We start from the raw sequence: 15,152 nt of genomic DNA, 5'->3' as shown, positions 1-15,152 counted from the left end.
CCCGATGGTGTGGCATCTAACCACGCCTTTTAGCTGCGCGTGTTTTCCGCCAAGAGTTCAAGCACGTGGTGGTAGTCCTCCCCCGTGGCCCGGGTCATACCCAGTTCACAGGTTCTGTTGCAGGAGGCATGGGCGGTGGCACCCATCTGGGAGACTTCCTGGGCCTGCACTGCCGTGGCCGACGCCGTCAGCTCCGGGTGCAGCATTCCCCTGTCCCCGGCAAAGGCGCAGCACCCCCAGCTCTCCGGAATCTGTACGGTTTCCGCCACGGCCGCCGCCACCTTTTCTAGGGCCGGGTTCAGCCCCATCCGGTTCGAGGAGCAGGTGGGGTGCAATGCCAGTGACTCAAGGCGCTCCCACCCCTCCCCCAGCAGAGGCAGCAGCCGGTCCGCAGTGAACTGCACGGCATCCACCACGCGAAGCGGCTTTTGCCCGGGCAGCGGTTCCTCGGACTCGATGGTGTGAATGAGCCCCTCCGTGCAAGAGGAGGCGTCACAAATGATCTCCAATTCACCATCCAAGGTGGCCTCGCGCAGCAACTTCAGGGTTCGCGCATGCATGTCCGCCAGCCCGGCCGCCATTCCTTTGGAAGACCACGGGGTGCCGCAACATGCCCCGTCGATGCCCTCCGGCACCAGCAGCGAAACTCCTGCCCGCTCACACAGCTGTTCAAAACTGGCCTGAACGCCCAGGCGTTGGCTGGGCTGCCCGCTGGCGTCTTTGCCGTCCCCTGCCGGGCCGAACATGGTGTTCACACAGGCCGGGAAATACACGGCCACCGGTTCCCCGGACGGTGCCGGCCGGCGTCGTGACTTTCCTCCCGCGGGGAGCTCGGCGGAGTACAGCGGCAAGGTGTCATTGCCAAGCACCTTCCGCCCCAACTTGTTGGCCGGGAGTACCGCGGCGACGGGCACCTTGGCGGCCACGCTCAATGCCAGGGAGGCACCGTTCGTCACGGTTCCCCAGTGCTTGGACGCCGCCGCCCAGACACCGTTTTCCAGCTTCCCGGCGGCGTCCCTGCGCAGGTGCTTGACGAGGTTTCCGGTGTTGATGTCCACGGGGCAGGCGGTCTGGCACATGCCGTCCACGGCGCACGTGTCCACGGCGTCGTAGTTGTAGTCCTTTTCCAGGGCATCGGCCAAGGCAAGGTCGCCGTCCGCACGGGCCGCCTCAATGGCGCGCAGGGTGACGATGCGCTGGCGCGGGGTCAAGGTGATGTCCTTGCTGGGGCAGACGGGTTCGCAGTAGCCGCACGAGACACAACGGTCCACCTCGGCGTCAACCGCCGGCGGTGCCGCCTTGATGTGGCGCAGGTGGGCGGAGGGGTCGTCGTCGAGCAGCACGCCCGGATTGAGCATCCCGGACGGGTCGATCAGCGTCTTGATGCGGCGCATGACGTCGTAAAGCCCGTCACCATATTGGCGCCGGACAAACGGGGCCATGACCCGTCCGGTGCCGTGTTCGGCCTTCAGCGACCCACCTTCGCCCAGCACCACCTCCACCATGTCCTCGGTGAATGCCGAGTAGCGTGCAAGTTCGTCCTCGCTGGCGAATTTGTCGGTGAGCATGAAGTGGATGTTGCCGTCCTTGGCATGACCAAAGATGACCGAATTCTCGTACTTGTACTTATCAAACAAGGTGCCCAGGGCCAGGCAGGTGCGGGCCAGCACGGGCACCGGGACCACCACATCCTCCAGCAGCGCCGTGGTGCCCGCCGGTCGTGCGCCCGCCACCGAGGTGTACAGGCCCTTGCGCAGGTGCCACAGCTCGGCACGGATCGCGGCGTCGGTGCTGAAGTGGGCGGGCGCATCCAGTCCCAGGGTGCCCGCGAGCGCGGTCGCCTTGTCCTGCTGGCCCGCCAGTTCTACGGCGTTCTGCGCTTGGTACTCCACCAGCAGTGCGGCGTGGTTTTCCACGTGCAAATCCCGGACGACGCCGGGCACCTGGCTCAACCCCTGCCCCACCTTCAGCGAGAGCGAGTCCATCAGTTCAACCGTGGCTGCGCCGCTGTCCACCAGTTCAGCCAGGGCGTTGTTGGCCGCTTCCAGGGTTTTGAAGACCAACAGCCCGGAGGTGGCGTGGGCCAGGCGCGGAACCGTGCGGAACACTGCCTCGGCGACAAATCCCAGCGTGCCCTCGCTGCCCACGATCAGGTGCGCCAGGATCTCCGCGGGGCTTTGGAAGTCCAGCAGCGAGTTCAAGCCATAGCCCATGGTGTTTTTCATGGAGAACTGGTGCTCGATGGTGCGCCGGAACTCCTCATTGCCCAGAACTTCCCGACGCAGTTGCGCCAGACCGGCAAAAATGTCCGGTTCCATTGCACGGAGGCGGGCGTCGGCGTCGGGCGCCCCTGTGTCAATGACGGTTCCACTCGGCAGCACCACGGTGAGGGAATCCAGCGTTTGGTAGGTGTTGTCGGTGGTGCCGCACGCCATGCCGGAGGAGTTGTTGGCCACCACCCCGCCAATGGTGGCGGCGGCCTCGCTGGCCGGGTCCGGGCCAAACTTGCGCCCGTACCGCAGCAGTCGTGCGTTGAGGTTGCGGACCGTGACGCCGGGCTGGACGCGGACGCGAGCACCGCCGTCGAGCACCTCGATGCTCCGGAAGTTTTTGCGAACATCCACCAGCAGCCCGTCGGTGACAGCCTGCCCGCTAAGGCTGGTGCCCCCCGATCGCAAGGTCAGGGGCATCCGCTGGGTGGCGCTGGCCGCCAGGAGCCTCCCCACCTCCTCGGCGCTGTTGGGAACCGCCACCGCCTGCGGGACGAGGAAGAAGTGGGAGGCGTCGTGGGCGTTGGCGTGCAGGTCCAGGGCGCGGGTCTTGATCTGTTCCGGCAAAGCCATGGCTGCCCGGAACTGTGCCAGGGCCGGACTGGCGTCGGTGCGTTGACCCACTTGCTGGTTGTTCGCTGGCATGCCGGTTTCCTTACCTTCGGTGTGGTGTTCACAGTTTGGCCGACATGCGGCACCCACACAACGGTGCTGATTGTCTGACAAGTATACTCAAATTAGCGTGTGGGTCTGCGGAAGGCGGATCTGGAACAATGGAGACTCCAAGGAAAGGTGCCCATGGCCCGCCACATTGCCACAAAATCAGTTGTCGACGCCGTCACAGACGACGTCCGCGGGCGCATACTTTCAGGGGAATTGACGGCAGACACCGCCGTCACCGAGCTGGAAATCGCCACCGCCTACAACGTGGCTCGCCCCACCGCCAAGGCCGCGATCGAGAAGCTTGTGGCCGAGAGCCTGCTGGTCCGCGGCGCACACAAGAGCGCCCGGGTAGCCACGCTGGGACCGGATTCGGTCAGGGACATCTACCTGGCCCGCGCCTACTTGGAAAGCGAGATCCTGCGCCGCCTTGCCGCGAGCCGCACCGTCCCGCAGGAGGCCGTGCGCGCCAACGCCGAGCTGCTGGCCATGGCCGGGGCAGGTGATCTGGCGCTGGTGGAACCCGACATGCGCTTCCACACGGCACTGGTGGACGCCGTCGGCAATGAACGCACCACCCGGATGTACCGCTCCCTGGTCAGCGAAGTCCGGCTGTGCATGACGCGGGTGCAGTCCCTGCACCTGCTGGATAGTGCGGCGATCCATGGCGAACACGAACAAATCCTGCGGTACTTGGCGGCCGGTGACGCCGACGCCGCGGCAGCTACGCTTGACACCCACCTGGCCACGGCCCGCGAACGCCTGGCCGCGGCCGTGGACGGCGCGGGCAACAACGGGTAAAACAGCAGCCGGGGCCACGGCAGATCCCTTATGCTGGCACCAAGCGAGCTAAGGAGCCTCATGAGCATTCCAACGGCAGATCTTTACGACCAGCGCGGTGCCGACTTTGCGTCCGTGTCGGTGCAATTCCGGAACTTTGGTGCCACGGAGGCGTTCAGCGGCCCGGCGCGCACAGTGCGCTGCTTTCAGGACAATGCGCTGTTGAAGGCGGTGTTGGGGACTCCGGGGGACGGTGCGGTCTTGGTGGTCGACGGCGGCGGCTCGCTGGAAACGGCTTTGATGGGTGACATGATTGCCGCGTCGGCGGTGAACAATGGCTGGTCAGGGGTGATCATCAACGGCGCTGTCCGCGACAGCGTGGCGCTGGGCACCCTTCCCCTGGGCGTGAAGGCATTGGGGACCAACCCCGTAAAAAGTTCCAAGAACGGCACCGGTGAGGCTGATGTGCCGCTGCGTCTGGGCACAGTGACCGTCCATCCGGGGTCAATGATTTACGCAGACTCCGATGGCATCCTAATCCAGAACCAAGCCGTTGAAAACGGTGGCACTGCAGGCAACTAGCGGCCAGGGCCCACCTGTAAGGGGCCGCAAGAAGTTGAGAGGAACTGCCTATGCCGAAAAACCCAGTGCGTCACACCTTGAAAAGGATGGGCGGGCGCGATCCCCATGAGCAAAACCGGGCCTCCACCCCGTTGGAACTCTTTTTTGACTTGACGTTTGCCATCGCGTTCGGGGTTGCTGCCGGGCTCTTTGCCCAAAGCATTGCCGCCGGGCACATAGCGTCTGGCCTGCTCAGCTTTGCGTTCTCCATGTTTGCCGTCATTTGGGCGTGGATTAACTTCAGCTGGTTTGCCAGCGCCTATGACACCGACGACTGGATTTTCAGGCTCGTCACCATGGTTCAAATGGTGGGCGTGCTGATCCTGACCATGGGCATCGAGCCACTGTTTTCCTCCATTGAAGCCGGACACCAGGTGGATAACAGGGTCATGGTGCTCGGCTATGTGGTGATGCGCCTGGCACTGGTTTTCCAGTGGCTGCGCGCGGCTAAGCAGGACCCCCAACATCGCGCCACATGCCTGCGCTACGCCAAATACTTGGCCCTGGCCCAACTTGGCTGGATCTTGTTGATTGTCTTGGACACCAGCATTTCTGTCATGTTGATAGTGGCCGCCCCGCTTTTCCTGCTTGAGATGGCTGCCCCCATGGCCGCCGAGCGAAAATCCCCAACCCCGTGGCATGCCCACCACATCGCCGAACGGTACAGCCTGCTGGTCATCATCGCCCTCGGCGAATGCCTGGTGGGCACCATCGACGCGCTGCGCGCCGTGGTGTCCGCCAGTGGCTGGACACCGGACACCGCGGTGGTGGGGTTGGCCGGGACGGGCTTGGCGTTTGCCCTATGGTGGCTTTACTTCATTTTGCCCGCCGGCCCAACCCTGCATCGTCGCCGCAACCGGGCTTTCGTTTTTGGCTACGCGCACATGCTGATCTTCATCTCGATCGCAGCAACGGGCACCGGCCTGCGCGTCTACGCTCTTTATCTCCAGGGGCAGGCCCACATTGGGGAGGCGGTGGTGGCCGCCTCCGTTGCCATCCCAGTGGCGGTGTTCACCTTGACGCTGACATTCTTGTTTGCCTACATGGTGGGGGTTGACCCCCGCCACATGTGGCTGGCTGCAGCGTCCCTGCTACTTTGTGCGGCGGCAGTAGCGCTGGCGTTGGCGGGGGTCTCCCTAACCCTGTGCCTGCTACTGGTGCTGGCGGCACCGGCGGGAACAATAGTGATCGATGAACACCGCGCCCGGGCCGGCTAGATCACCCGGGGAGCCTTCGCCAGATTTGCCGCCAATTCCGCGGCGTTCTGCCGGACAACATAGGCGGGGCGGTCACGCTCAACGCGCCAGCTTTCAGAGAGCGGACCAATGTTGACGGTGTCGAAGCCAAACTCGTCGTACAGCCGGGTAACGAGGCTGGCCGCCTCTTCATGGTCGCTGGCGGTGGCCAGCGCACGGCGGTTTTCGGTCCCTGAAACAGTCCCCGTGGTGGTGATGTCGGGGGCACCAATGTGGTTGAACCCCTTGGCCACCTGCGAATCCTTCAAATGCTCCTGCAGCAGCCCCGATGTGGTGGCCTGGCCATCATCGAGCGCCGGAATACGCCCGTCGCGCTCCCAGTAGTAGTTGTTGGTGTCAATGACCACCTTTCCCGCCAGCGGTGCGGCGGGAACTTGCAAGTAGTGCTTGAAAGGGACAGTGACGACGGCGAACTCGGCTGCCGCTGCGGCCTCCTGCGCCGTGGCTGCCCGGGCGTTCGGGCCCAACTCCGCTACTAGTTCACTGAGGGTTTCTGGCCCTCGCGAATTACTGATGACCACGTCATAGCCAAGCTGTACCGCCTTGCGAGCGATCTGGCTGCCAATGTGTCCTGCTCCGATAATTCCTATAGTTGTCATACCCACTCAACGAGGGCCGGTCGGCAAAAATTTCGCACATGACGCCATGTTGCGCCAACTGCCACGAAGGCCGGCCTAGCGGAAGTTCGGCTCGCCCAGCAACGGCTCCAACTGGGCCTTTTTGTGCGCCGAAATACGCAGCAAGGTACTGGTTCGCTCGTCGAAGAACGCCAGCGTCGTTTCTGCAACAACGCATTTGGCCGTGGAGACCGGGTCAAAGATGGCATAGGCCACGGTGAAGCTTGCGCCTTTGATGGCGCTGATCCACACCTGGATGCGGGCGGGAATGTTCCTGTAGTTCAGTGGGGTCAAATATTTCACCCGATGTTCAACCACCAGGGCCTGGGTGCCCTGGGGCAGGTCGGCAAAAACGGGAAGCTCCACCTCAACCCCGGGCAGTCCCGTCCCGGCAGGTGGACCGAACCCGTGCACTCGGGCTTCCTCCAAGATCCGCAAAATCTCCACATTGTTGATGTGCCCGTACGCGTCCATGTCCCCCCAGCGCATGGGGACGTGAAGGGTGAGCTTGGTGCCGCCGTCGTGCCTTGGATCACTTGCCATAGGCCAACACTAGCCCGAAGTCCGCGGCGGCTAGGCGATTGTCGGAGCCTGCCCTTACTGTGGAGCTTGCAGATTTTCCTCGACGCGGAAGATTCACCTACGCCGAAAGGACTTGCCATGATGGGACCCCACCATGCCGCCAGTGGTGCCGCCGTGTGGCTGGCCGTCACCACCCGATTCCACGTTGATTTGAGCGGGGCCGCGCAAGCCTTGCCGTTCCTGCCGCAAGGGTTCGACGTCGGGATGGGGCTTTTGCCCGTCAGCGCCGCCGGCGTTCTGGCCGGCACCATTGTCACAGCGGGCGCGGCGCTGCTGCCCGACGCCGACCACCGCCACGCCACCATTGCCCATTCCCTGCCTCCCCTTTCAAATGTGATGTGCATTGAGGTGGGCAAACTGTCCGGCGGTCACCGGCATGGCACGCATTCGGTGCTGGGCCTGGCCGTTTTCGTGGCGATTGCCATGCTCGCGGGCATGTGGACTACCACCGTGGAACCGTTTGGCCTGATCTTTCCCGGCGCGGGCATCTTCTCCGTGCTGCTGGCTGCCTTTGCCGCCAAGGCGCTGAAGTTCATCCCCGACAGCATGCGCAAATTCCCCTGGGTTGTGGGGCTTTCGGTAGGCGCCTTCATCACCTTCTTCGCCCCGCAGGAACAGTTTTGGTTCCCGCTGGCCGTCGCCTTGGGCGTGAGCGCCCACATTCTTGGCGACATCCTCACCACCGGCGGGTGCAACCTCATGTGGCCGCTGAGCCTGCGTCCGCCCAAGCTGGCCCGGAAGATTCCGGTGCTGCGCTCGGTGTGGAAACGCAATGGCAACCTGGCCGTGCCCATCCTGGGCAACGCGGGATCTTGGCGCGAATGGCTGCTGCTTGTCCCAGTCAGTGCCTATGTGGTGGTGGGGGTTCTGGGGACCGCCGCCACCTGGTTCCAGCGCACTATGCCGGGATAGCGGCCAGCAGTTCGGCTTCGGCACGGTCAAGATAGCTGGTCATCGCCTGGCCTGCCTGCCCGCCGGAACCCTTGACCAGCAGCCCCACAATGGTGGCGTTTTCAAGCACGAATCTGCCATGGAAGGCGGGGTCTTTGGCCATGGCGTGGAACACCAGGCGCATTTCGGCCAGGATCTGGGCCATGAGGGCATCGAGCCGGGTGCTGTTGGCCAGGGCCACCACCAGTTTATGAAATTTCTGGTTGGCATCTGCCATGCCGGAGCTGTCGGCAGCGGCGCGGGCGGCCAGACCTTCCTTTGCCACCTGGCTAAGTGCCGCCAGTGCTTGCGCCGATGGCGCAGGTGCCGTGGTCAGGGCCGCCGGTTCCAGCACGCGCCGCACACGGTAGATTTCACGCACATCATCGGCCGTGGGGGCGGCCACAAAAACGCCGCGGTTGGGAATGCGGGTGAGTATACGTTCGGCGCTCAAGGCCGCGAAGGCCTCGCGCAGGGTGTTCCGGGAGACCCCCAGCGCCTCTCCCAAAGACTCCTCGGAGAGCTTGGCGCCGGGGACAAGTTCGCCGTCGTTGATGCAGTTGCGCAGCACCTGCGCCACCCAAATCCCGGTTTGCGCGGGCCTGGCGTTGGGGCCGCTTTCCTTGTGCCTTGCCAGCGCCTGCAGCAGGGTCACGCCCGGGCCAGCCATTCCCGGCGCAGGATGCCGTAGTGAAGCAAGGTGACCCATTCACCCTTAGACCAGTCGGACTCAAGGAACCTGGCCTCCGCGCGCATACCCAGCCGGCTCATCAACGCCGCCGATTTGTCATTGCGCGCATCACAGATGCCTTCCACCCGGTGCCAGCCGAACTCCCTGAACGCGACATCGAGTGCCGCCGTGCACGCCTCATATGCCACCCCTTGGCCCTGCACCGTCGGGCTAAAAACGAAGCCAATCTCGCCGCATTGCGGGTTGGCGGCGTCCCATTTAAGCAACACCTCACCGACCAATTCACCGGAGTCAGCGTGCTCCACGGCGAGGTCCAGCCATTGGCCCGGCCGGGTCAATTCCGACTGCGCCGCCATTGATTTCACCGTCAGTTCCGTGTCTTGAACCGATTGGGGGGGATGCGGCAAATACCTGGCCACCCCCGGCAACGAGCGGTAGGCGTTGATGGCAGCCACATCCCCGTGTGTCACAGGGCGCAGGCGAAGCCTGGCCGTGCGAATCGGGTAGGGAGGCTGTATGGCTGCAAGGACTTCCGGATGCGCAAAAGACATACCCAGATCCTAGCGCCGCTCATGCCCGCGGACCGTTCTGGGCCCCGCAGAACGCATGTCCGGGACGCACCGGTTATTCGCGGGAAACGCTCAGAACCATTGGGTAACATTGCCGCATGCCCGTAACTCCGTTCACCCGCCGCCGTGTGGAACTCGTCTTGGTTCCCATGGTTGCGGCCCTTTGCATGGCCTTCATCATCGGCGCCATCGTCATGGACAGGGACTCAGGTTCCTGCCCGCCGTCGGCGTGGCACAACCAGGTGAACCTGACCCTGGCCGGGGATACGAGCACGGCGGCGAAGGCCAACGCCGTCACCGCCTGTGCCGGCTCCAAGTGCGTACCCCTAACGCCCACCTTCGCCAAGAATGCCAGCAGTGGCGGCGCCAGCGCCAGTTTGCTAACTCACGAGGCTGATGGCTCCTGGGTCTTGGATGTGGGCTCGCAACCCCCCAATTCCCTTACTTTCCGGGTCTTTGACGTGGCAGGGAACTTGTTGGCACAGCAGTCAACGGCCATGAATTGGACCCGGGTGGGCGGCAGCGAACAATGCGGCGGACCCATGGCCGCCATGAAGGTGTTCCTGCGGCTTCCCTAGCGGCTCATCCCGGCGTCCGTACGCACCCAGTCATGCGGTGCGGGGCGGCGAGTACTCGGCAAGGCGGTGTCCGTGCGCCATTGGTGAATCCAGGCCGGCAGCACCAGGTCTTGCGGCGGCGCACCAAATTCGGCCAGGACCTCCTCGAGCCCCACTGCCTGACCCTTGGCCACGAACCTCACGGCCACCGTGGCGGTGGCATATATTTCGCCGTGGCAGACCATCCGCTGCTCAAAGTACACGGCTCTTTTGTCCATGCCGACCATCCGGGTTTCGATGCTGTACCGCTGCCACAGCTTCAGGGATTTCCTGAAGGTAATGGTCTCCATGGCCACCACCATGCGCCATCCGCGGCGGAGAATTTGCTGCCATGTTCCGGCGCGGAGCATCAGATCGATCCGCCCCAGATCCATGAGCGAGAAATATACGCCGTTGCTGATATGCAGGGCCACGTCCACATCGGTGGGCCAGACACGCATCGGCAGGCTGGACTCGGCCCACAGGGAGGTCCGTGGTCTGCGCAGGGATACAAGGACATGGAAGAACGTGCGAAAGAACAGGTGCATGGCTTTATGTTACTCGCAAGTAATAAAGCCGTTGTTTTCTACTTCCTGGGCCCGGCCGCGGGAATTCTGAGCGTGAAAGTACTGCCCACACCGGCTTCGCTGCGAACAGTGATGGTTCCGTCGTGGCCCTCGACGATTGTCTTCGTGATGGACAGGCCCAGCCCGACGCCGGGAATGACGGTACTGCGGGCCCCGTCCGTGCGGTAGAAGCGGGTAAAGAGGCGTGCCTGCTCGTCCGGAGTCATGCCGAGCCCGCCGTCGGCCACTTCAATAACAAGGTCGGCACCGTCACGGAACCCTCGTACGTCTACTGCGCTTTCGGGTCGGGAGTACTTCAGGGCATTGGAGACCAAATTATCCAGTGCCTGCCCCATCCTGACGCCGTCGAATTTCCCTGCCAGCCCGGACTCCACCGAGTAGTTCAGCTCGATCGCCAACGCCTTGGCATGCGGCTGGGCCGCAGCAACACCGGCCTCCACCACCGATTTCAACTCACCCTCGGTGGCAGCAATGCTCATTCCTCCGCTGGCCGAACGCAAAAGATCATCCACGAGGGTCAGCAGGCGGTCGGCGTTGCGGGAGGCAACCCTCAAATAGGCAGCCTCTGGTTGGTCCGCAAGCTCATCGAGGGCCAGCTCCAGGTACCCCACAATGGAGGTCAGGGGCGTGCGCAGCTCATGCGAGACGTTGGAGACAAAATTCTCCTGCGCCTCCATGGCAAGCATGACATCGGTGACGTTGTGGAAGACGACCACGGCACCTTGGCTGCTGCCGTCGTCGGCGACAATCTGCCGGGCGGAGGTCGACATGGCTTGCTGGTGCACGCCATCGCCCAGCCAGAACAGCTCCCCCGAATACTCCTCACCCTTGACCGCCCGCCTGACAGGACGGTCCTCTTCTGGCACGGGAGTGGTCCTGTCCGCACCAAAAACGAGCAGTTGGCCCTCATCTGGTTCTACGGCACCGGCAGGGGTTGCCAAAGCATGAATGACCTGCTGGTGCTTGTTCATCAACACGTCGCGGCCATATTCATCCACCACCACAACGCCGGCGTTGGCGACATTGAGAATGGTATCCAGCTGGCGTGCCCGACGTCGGCTGGCAGCGCCAGAATCGGCCAGCCGGGCAGCCTGCCCGTTCAAACTCTTCGTCACTATGGTGGCCGCCGTCGCAAGGCCCAGCAGAATGAACGGCCCGAGCAGGGGCCTGATCATCCCTGCCCTGCTCGGCTCGACGTTGCCAAAAATAAAGGGCGCCCAGGCGATACACAAGGGCCCCACAAAGGCTATGACTCGTGTTGCCACAGCGGGAATGTCCGACCAGGCCAGCCACAAGACAGGGAACACGGACAAGAACGAGATGCCGTTAAGGGAAACTGTTGCACCATGAAAAAGGAAGCCGATGGCGATGAAATCCAGCAGCGGAACAACACACGGGGCCAGGCGAGGCAATCTTTCCCACGGCACGAACGCGGCAACGGCTGTCAGCAACAGCACCAAGGCAATGCCCAGCAAGAACTCCCGGTTGGCTACGAGTGCCGGATCAATGATGGCCAGGAGCCCAACAAGCAGCAACATTGTCAGAGTCAGGGGCAGCTGGCTGAGCAACACCCGGCGGTTTTGGCGTAGCTGAAAGAATTCCCGTTCAGCCCGCATCCACCAGCGCACGGGTTCGGATTGCTTCACAGCCTCTAGCGTCACTTCATTTTCCAAGGATTGCCGCAAGTTCTTGGCGCAGGGACCCTGGCTTGAAAGGCTTGAGCAGGTAGGCGGTGGCCCCGGCTTCTATCCCGGCGTCGATATCGCTTTGCTGGCCACGGGATGTCAGCAGCACAATTCTTTCCTGGCTAAAGGTGCGCAAGGTACGCAGGACCTCAATCCCGTTTGTATCTGGCAGCCCCACATCCAAGGTGATCAGTTCGGGGTTTTCACTGCGGGCAAGCTCAAGGCCTCTGGCACCGGTGCTCGCCGAGGACACGTGGAACCCCATCTGTGAAAGGACAATCTCAAGCAGGCCGCGGATATCATCGTCGTCTTCGACAATGAGCGCCTTTTTCCCCGTAAATTCAAGCATTCGCTAAGTATAGTGACCCAACGCGGCCATCCCGCGGGCCTCAACGGTTCAGGAAGTAAATCAGCACTCCGGTGGCCCACGTCCCGGCGGCCAGGGATGCGAAGCCGAATTCGGCGAGCATGCCCAGACCGGTTGCTTTCAGGGCAGCCGCAGACGATGAAACGGCCGGCTTGAACGCCTTCTGGCGCGCGAACTCGGAGAGGAACAGCCCGGCCGCGAAACCCAGTAGCAGGCCCACCACGGGGACGACGAAGAACCCGATAACTCCAAGCACCAGCCCGGCTATTACCGAACGGCCGGGAATCGCACGGGCCTTCATGGCCCGCCCGGTCAGGACCGCGCTGGACAGCATGCCGGCAGCAACAAAGACCACAGCAACGGCGAACGTCACCCAGCCTACGGGCGCTCCCACCACGAGTGCCCAGGCAAGCACGCTGATGCCGATGAGCAGGCTCCCCGGCAACACCGGCACGATGGTCCCCGTAACACCCACCAGGATGGCCAGCGCGCAGACGATGGTCCAGATCATTTGTGCATCCATTCAAACCATCCTGCCAGAGCCGGGCATTCCTACCGTCACCCTAAGAAGGCCCCGCGGGGCGCCCGGACCACTACCTGAAACATTCCATTGCAGGCATGCAGTTCCGACCACCCAGCGGGGCCCCTCAGAGAGCGTATGGCTCGGCTACGGGCGTCGGCGCACCAGACGGTTCCCCGTCATGGCGCCTGCACCCAGAAGCAGAACCATCAGAGCACCGAGCACTGTCGCCTCCATGCCAGGCATGCCGGTTTTGGCCAGAACAGGAGCCGTTGCGGAGGCCAGCGGCGTCACCCCGCCGCCGGGCAACTCAACCGTGGCGTTGCAGCCTAGGGCAAAAGTGACCGGGTCAAGCGCGTCGCCAGCCGCATAGAAATCGGCAAACGGCGCTACACCGCTGGTCGCCAAAACCGCAGGGGCACCCGATGCCGCATAGACGGTGGAGTCCTGATTCAGTGCCGCCTTGCCCAGGTCCAGGGTGGCCAGAACGGCACCCTTGTATTCCTGGTCCGTGCCGGGCTTGGAGCCTGCGGTGGCAGATTCCAGTGAGCGGCTGAGTACATCGGCGCTCAGTGTTCCGGCGTTGCCGTCCATGGCCAAGGTGATGTTCTTGAACGTGACGGACAGGACCGATCCTGAACCGTAATCATGCCCCTGGAAGGCAACTTCGCCAGCGAATTGCACGGATCCGTTTCGCTTGACGGAGTCAATGGTTCCCTTTCCGCCGGTGAAGACGAAGACGTCGCTTGCCGTGGCAGCCTGGCCGTTGAAGCTGATCCGACCCTTGGCAATGTTCCCCGTAATGTACTTGCGGAAGGATTCCTTCACGCCCCAGGACAGCGTCCCGTTGGCGATGGTCCCGGCCGTGCACTGGTCCTTGGCGGGGTTCGGCGTAGTGGGGGTCAGCGGCGTCGGTGGAACCGTTGGCTTCGCCTCCTCCGGGGCCGTGATTTCAAAGGTGATCAAAGCCGTTTCCACAAGAGCGGCCCGGCCCTGCAGTGCCTGGGCGGAGCGCGCTTGCAAGGTCTGCCCTGGATCGGCCGTGGTGGCAGTTGCTGTCACGGTGTACTTTCCGGGCTTCTGCCCTGCAGGCACAGACCAGGTGGCGGCGAAGGTGCCGTCCGCGGCAACCGTAACGTCCGTTGCCGGGGCAAGTGCACTCACCTGGAAGGACACCGGATCAAGCACCGCTCCTGCCTGGTAGAAGTTCGCGAAGGCGGGAACGCCGGCCTCGGTGAGCATGGCAGGGAGGTTTGCACCCTTCACTCCGTTCGAGTCGGTGCTCGCGGCGGTGGTATCCAGGCTTGCCATCACAACGTTGGTGAAGCTCTGTACCGCGCCGCCATCGGCTTTGCTGGTGACATCGGCCCGCAACGTCTTGTTCTTCACGTCCACGCTCAGATTGCTGATAGTGATGTGCAGGGCGCCCTCGTGACCAGTCATGGTCAAGGTTCCCTTGAATCCGGCAACTTTGCCGGCGGCATCGTAGCTGGCAGCCGGGAAGTGGAGCGTGCCGTCCTGGTTGATGGTGGCGCCTTCGGTGGCTGCGATGGTGCCGTTGGCAATGGGGCCGGCAAGGTAGCTCCTGAAGGACTCCTTCACGCCCCAGTCGAGTCCACCAATAGCCGGCGACGCCGGTCCGGAGACTTCCAGCACGTTCTCACCTTCGGTGAAGGCAAGCACGCCACCGGGGGTGAAGTTGCTGCCGGCGAAGGTGATGGGCTTTCCAGCCTCAACGGCCTTTGCTTCGGTGCTGACGGCAGGGACCGGGCCCTCCGGTTCCGGGTCAACCGCCGGCGCTGACGGATCCGCCCAGGTCAATGCCGTGAAGGCATCCTGGGAACGGTCCGTGGCGTAGTCGTGGTCCTTGTTGTCATTGAGCAAGGGTGAATTGAAGGTGGCAATGAACAGCTGGTCCTTCGCGGCAGTGAAGCCGCCGTTTTCAAAGACGGTGGTGACGCTCAGTTCCAGGGGACCGAATGTTCCGTCGGCGCGCACCTGAACGCGCTGGGCGCGTTCGTACAAGGCCGGTCGGGTATTTCCGCCGGGGCCTTGGGCTACTTCGGCCACGTAAATGGCCCTCCCTGGGGCGTATCCGCTGCCGCTCACGCTGAGCGTGGAACCGTGTTTGAGACCATCAGCCGGTGTGACCGCAAGCTTCGGGGCCGAAACCACGGGCGCATCACCCACAGTGATGGGAGCGTACAGTTCCTGCGAGGCGTTCACAGTGCCACCGGCAGCATACGTGTAGGCGCCAAAATTGCCGTCCGCAGGCCACTCAACCGGAGCCCCAGCAACCACCTTCTTCTGCACCGTCAACTCCGCAGTGAAGGAACCATCAGCGGCAACCTCAACCCACTGACCCTTCACCGCAGACTGATACATGGCCGGAATGGCATCAAAAGCTGCCTGACTCAAAGC

General features: G+C 63.3%; 15 protein-coding genes. 5 read left to right on the top strand and 10 right to left on the bottom strand.

Going from position 1 to position 15,152, the window contains the following annotated elements; genetic code table 11:
• Positions 1-29 precede the first annotated feature (29 nt).
• Positions 30-2,915 carry an FAD-binding and (Fe-S)-binding domain-containing protein gene (locus CXQ94_RS13355; RefSeq protein WP_104091053.1) on the bottom strand — a complete coding sequence of 962 codons (2,886 nt, stop codon included), beginning with the start codon at positions 2,913-2,915 and terminating at the stop codon, positions 30-32.
• 153 nt (positions 2,916-3,068) lie between these two features.
• Between CXQ94_RS13355 and CXQ94_RS13350 the strand changes: the two genes are divergently transcribed.
• Genes CXQ94_RS13350 through CXQ94_RS13340 form a run of 3 tightly spaced genes read left to right on the top strand, consistent with a single transcriptional unit; the run spans position 3,069 to position 5,548 of the window.
• The gene (locus CXQ94_RS13350; RefSeq protein WP_104091052.1) at positions 3,069-3,731 is read left to right on the top strand and encodes a GntR family transcriptional regulator; all 663 of its coding nucleotides are present in this window, start codon (positions 3,069-3,071) and stop codon (positions 3,729-3,731) included.
• A gap of 60 nt (positions 3,732-3,791) precedes the next feature.
• The gene (gene rraA / locus CXQ94_RS13345) at positions 3,792-4,292 is read left to right on the top strand and encodes a ribonuclease E activity regulator RraA (protein WP_104091051.1); all 501 of its coding nucleotides are present in this window, start codon (positions 3,792-3,794) and stop codon (positions 4,290-4,292) included.
• A 50-nt stretch (positions 4,293-4,342) separates the two neighbouring features.
• Entirely contained in the window at positions 4,343-5,548 is a 1,206-nt protein-coding gene (locus tag CXQ94_RS13340) for a low temperature requirement protein A (protein ID WP_104091050.1), read from the top strand.
• Here CXQ94_RS13340 and CXQ94_RS13335 read toward each other — a convergent pair.
• Entirely contained in the window at positions 5,545-6,186 is a 642-nt protein-coding gene (locus CXQ94_RS13335; RefSeq protein WP_104091049.1) for an NADPH-dependent F420 reductase, read from the bottom strand. The two genes, CXQ94_RS13340 and CXQ94_RS13335, sit on opposite strands and share 4 nt — an antisense overlap.
• Before the next feature lie 75 nt (positions 6,187-6,261).
• A complete protein-coding gene (locus tag CXQ94_RS13330) occupies positions 6,262-6,747 on the bottom strand; it encodes a thioesterase family protein (RefSeq protein WP_104091047.1) in 486 nt (161 codons plus the stop codon).
• A gap of 117 nt (positions 6,748-6,864) precedes the next feature.
• Between CXQ94_RS13330 and CXQ94_RS13325 the strand changes: the two genes are divergently transcribed.
• The gene (locus CXQ94_RS13325; RefSeq protein ID WP_104091045.1) at positions 6,865-7,698 is read left to right on the top strand and encodes a metal-dependent hydrolase; all 834 of its coding nucleotides are present in this window, start codon (positions 6,865-6,867) and stop codon (positions 7,696-7,698) included.
• On the opposite strand, the gene CXQ94_RS13320 is transcribed toward CXQ94_RS13325, so the two are convergent.
• Both CXQ94_RS13320 and CXQ94_RS13315 read right to left on the bottom strand, forming a co-directional pair.
• Positions 7,685-8,386: a GntR family transcriptional regulator gene (locus tag CXQ94_RS13320; protein ID WP_104091042.1), complete on the bottom strand. Its 702-nt coding sequence runs from the start codon at positions 8,384-8,386 to the stop codon at positions 7,685-7,687. The two genes, CXQ94_RS13325 and CXQ94_RS13320, sit on opposite strands and share 14 nt — an antisense overlap.
• Positions 8,368-8,958, bottom strand: a complete 591-nt coding sequence (locus CXQ94_RS13315; protein ID WP_104091039.1) for a GNAT family N-acetyltransferase — start codon at positions 8,956-8,958, stop codon at positions 8,368-8,370. Before CXQ94_RS13315 ends, CXQ94_RS13320 begins: the two co-directional genes overlap by 19 nt.
• 116 nt (positions 8,959-9,074) lie before the next feature.
• Between CXQ94_RS13315 and CXQ94_RS13310 the strand changes: the two genes are divergently transcribed.
• Complete coding sequence (locus CXQ94_RS13310) at positions 9,075-9,554, top strand: hypothetical protein (protein WP_104091036.1); 480 nt, start codon at positions 9,075-9,077, stop codon at positions 9,552-9,554.
• Here the strand turns inward: CXQ94_RS13310 and CXQ94_RS13305 are convergent.
• The 5 genes from CXQ94_RS13305 to CXQ94_RS22660 all read right to left on the bottom strand — a co-directional run.
• The gene (locus CXQ94_RS13305; RefSeq protein ID WP_104091034.1) at positions 9,551-10,120 is read right to left on the bottom strand and encodes a thioesterase family protein; all 570 of its coding nucleotides are present in this window, start codon (positions 10,118-10,120) and stop codon (positions 9,551-9,553) included. The two genes, CXQ94_RS13310 and CXQ94_RS13305, sit on opposite strands and share 4 nt — an antisense overlap.
• 38 nt (positions 10,121-10,158) lie before the next feature.
• Complete coding sequence (locus CXQ94_RS13300) at positions 10,159-11,805, bottom strand: cell wall metabolism sensor histidine kinase WalK (RefSeq protein ID WP_181034214.1); 1,647 nt, start codon at positions 11,803-11,805, stop codon at positions 10,159-10,161.
• A 16-nt stretch (positions 11,806-11,821) separates the two neighbouring features.
• A complete protein-coding gene (locus CXQ94_RS13295; RefSeq protein WP_104091030.1) occupies positions 11,822-12,193 on the bottom strand; it encodes a response regulator transcription factor in 372 nt (123 codons plus the stop codon).
• A 40-nt stretch (positions 12,194-12,233) separates the two neighbouring features.
• Positions 12,234-12,734: a DUF456 domain-containing protein gene (locus CXQ94_RS13290; RefSeq protein ID WP_104091028.1), complete on the bottom strand. Its 501-nt coding sequence runs from the start codon at positions 12,732-12,734 to the stop codon at positions 12,234-12,236.
• 144 nt (positions 12,735-12,878) lie between these two features.
• On the bottom strand, positions 12,879-15,152 hold a 2,274-nt coding region (locus tag CXQ94_RS22660; RefSeq protein ID WP_104091026.1), incomplete at its 5' end, for an HtaA domain-containing protein.

Origin of the sequence: Arthrobacter sp. GMC3 (genome assembly GCF_002929305.1) — a bacterium.
Classification (GTDB): domain Bacteria; phylum Actinomycetota; class Actinomycetes; order Actinomycetales; family Micrococcaceae; genus Specibacter.
Note: the sequence above shows the minus strand (reverse complement) of the source record. Positions and strands in the feature narration are given on the sequence as shown.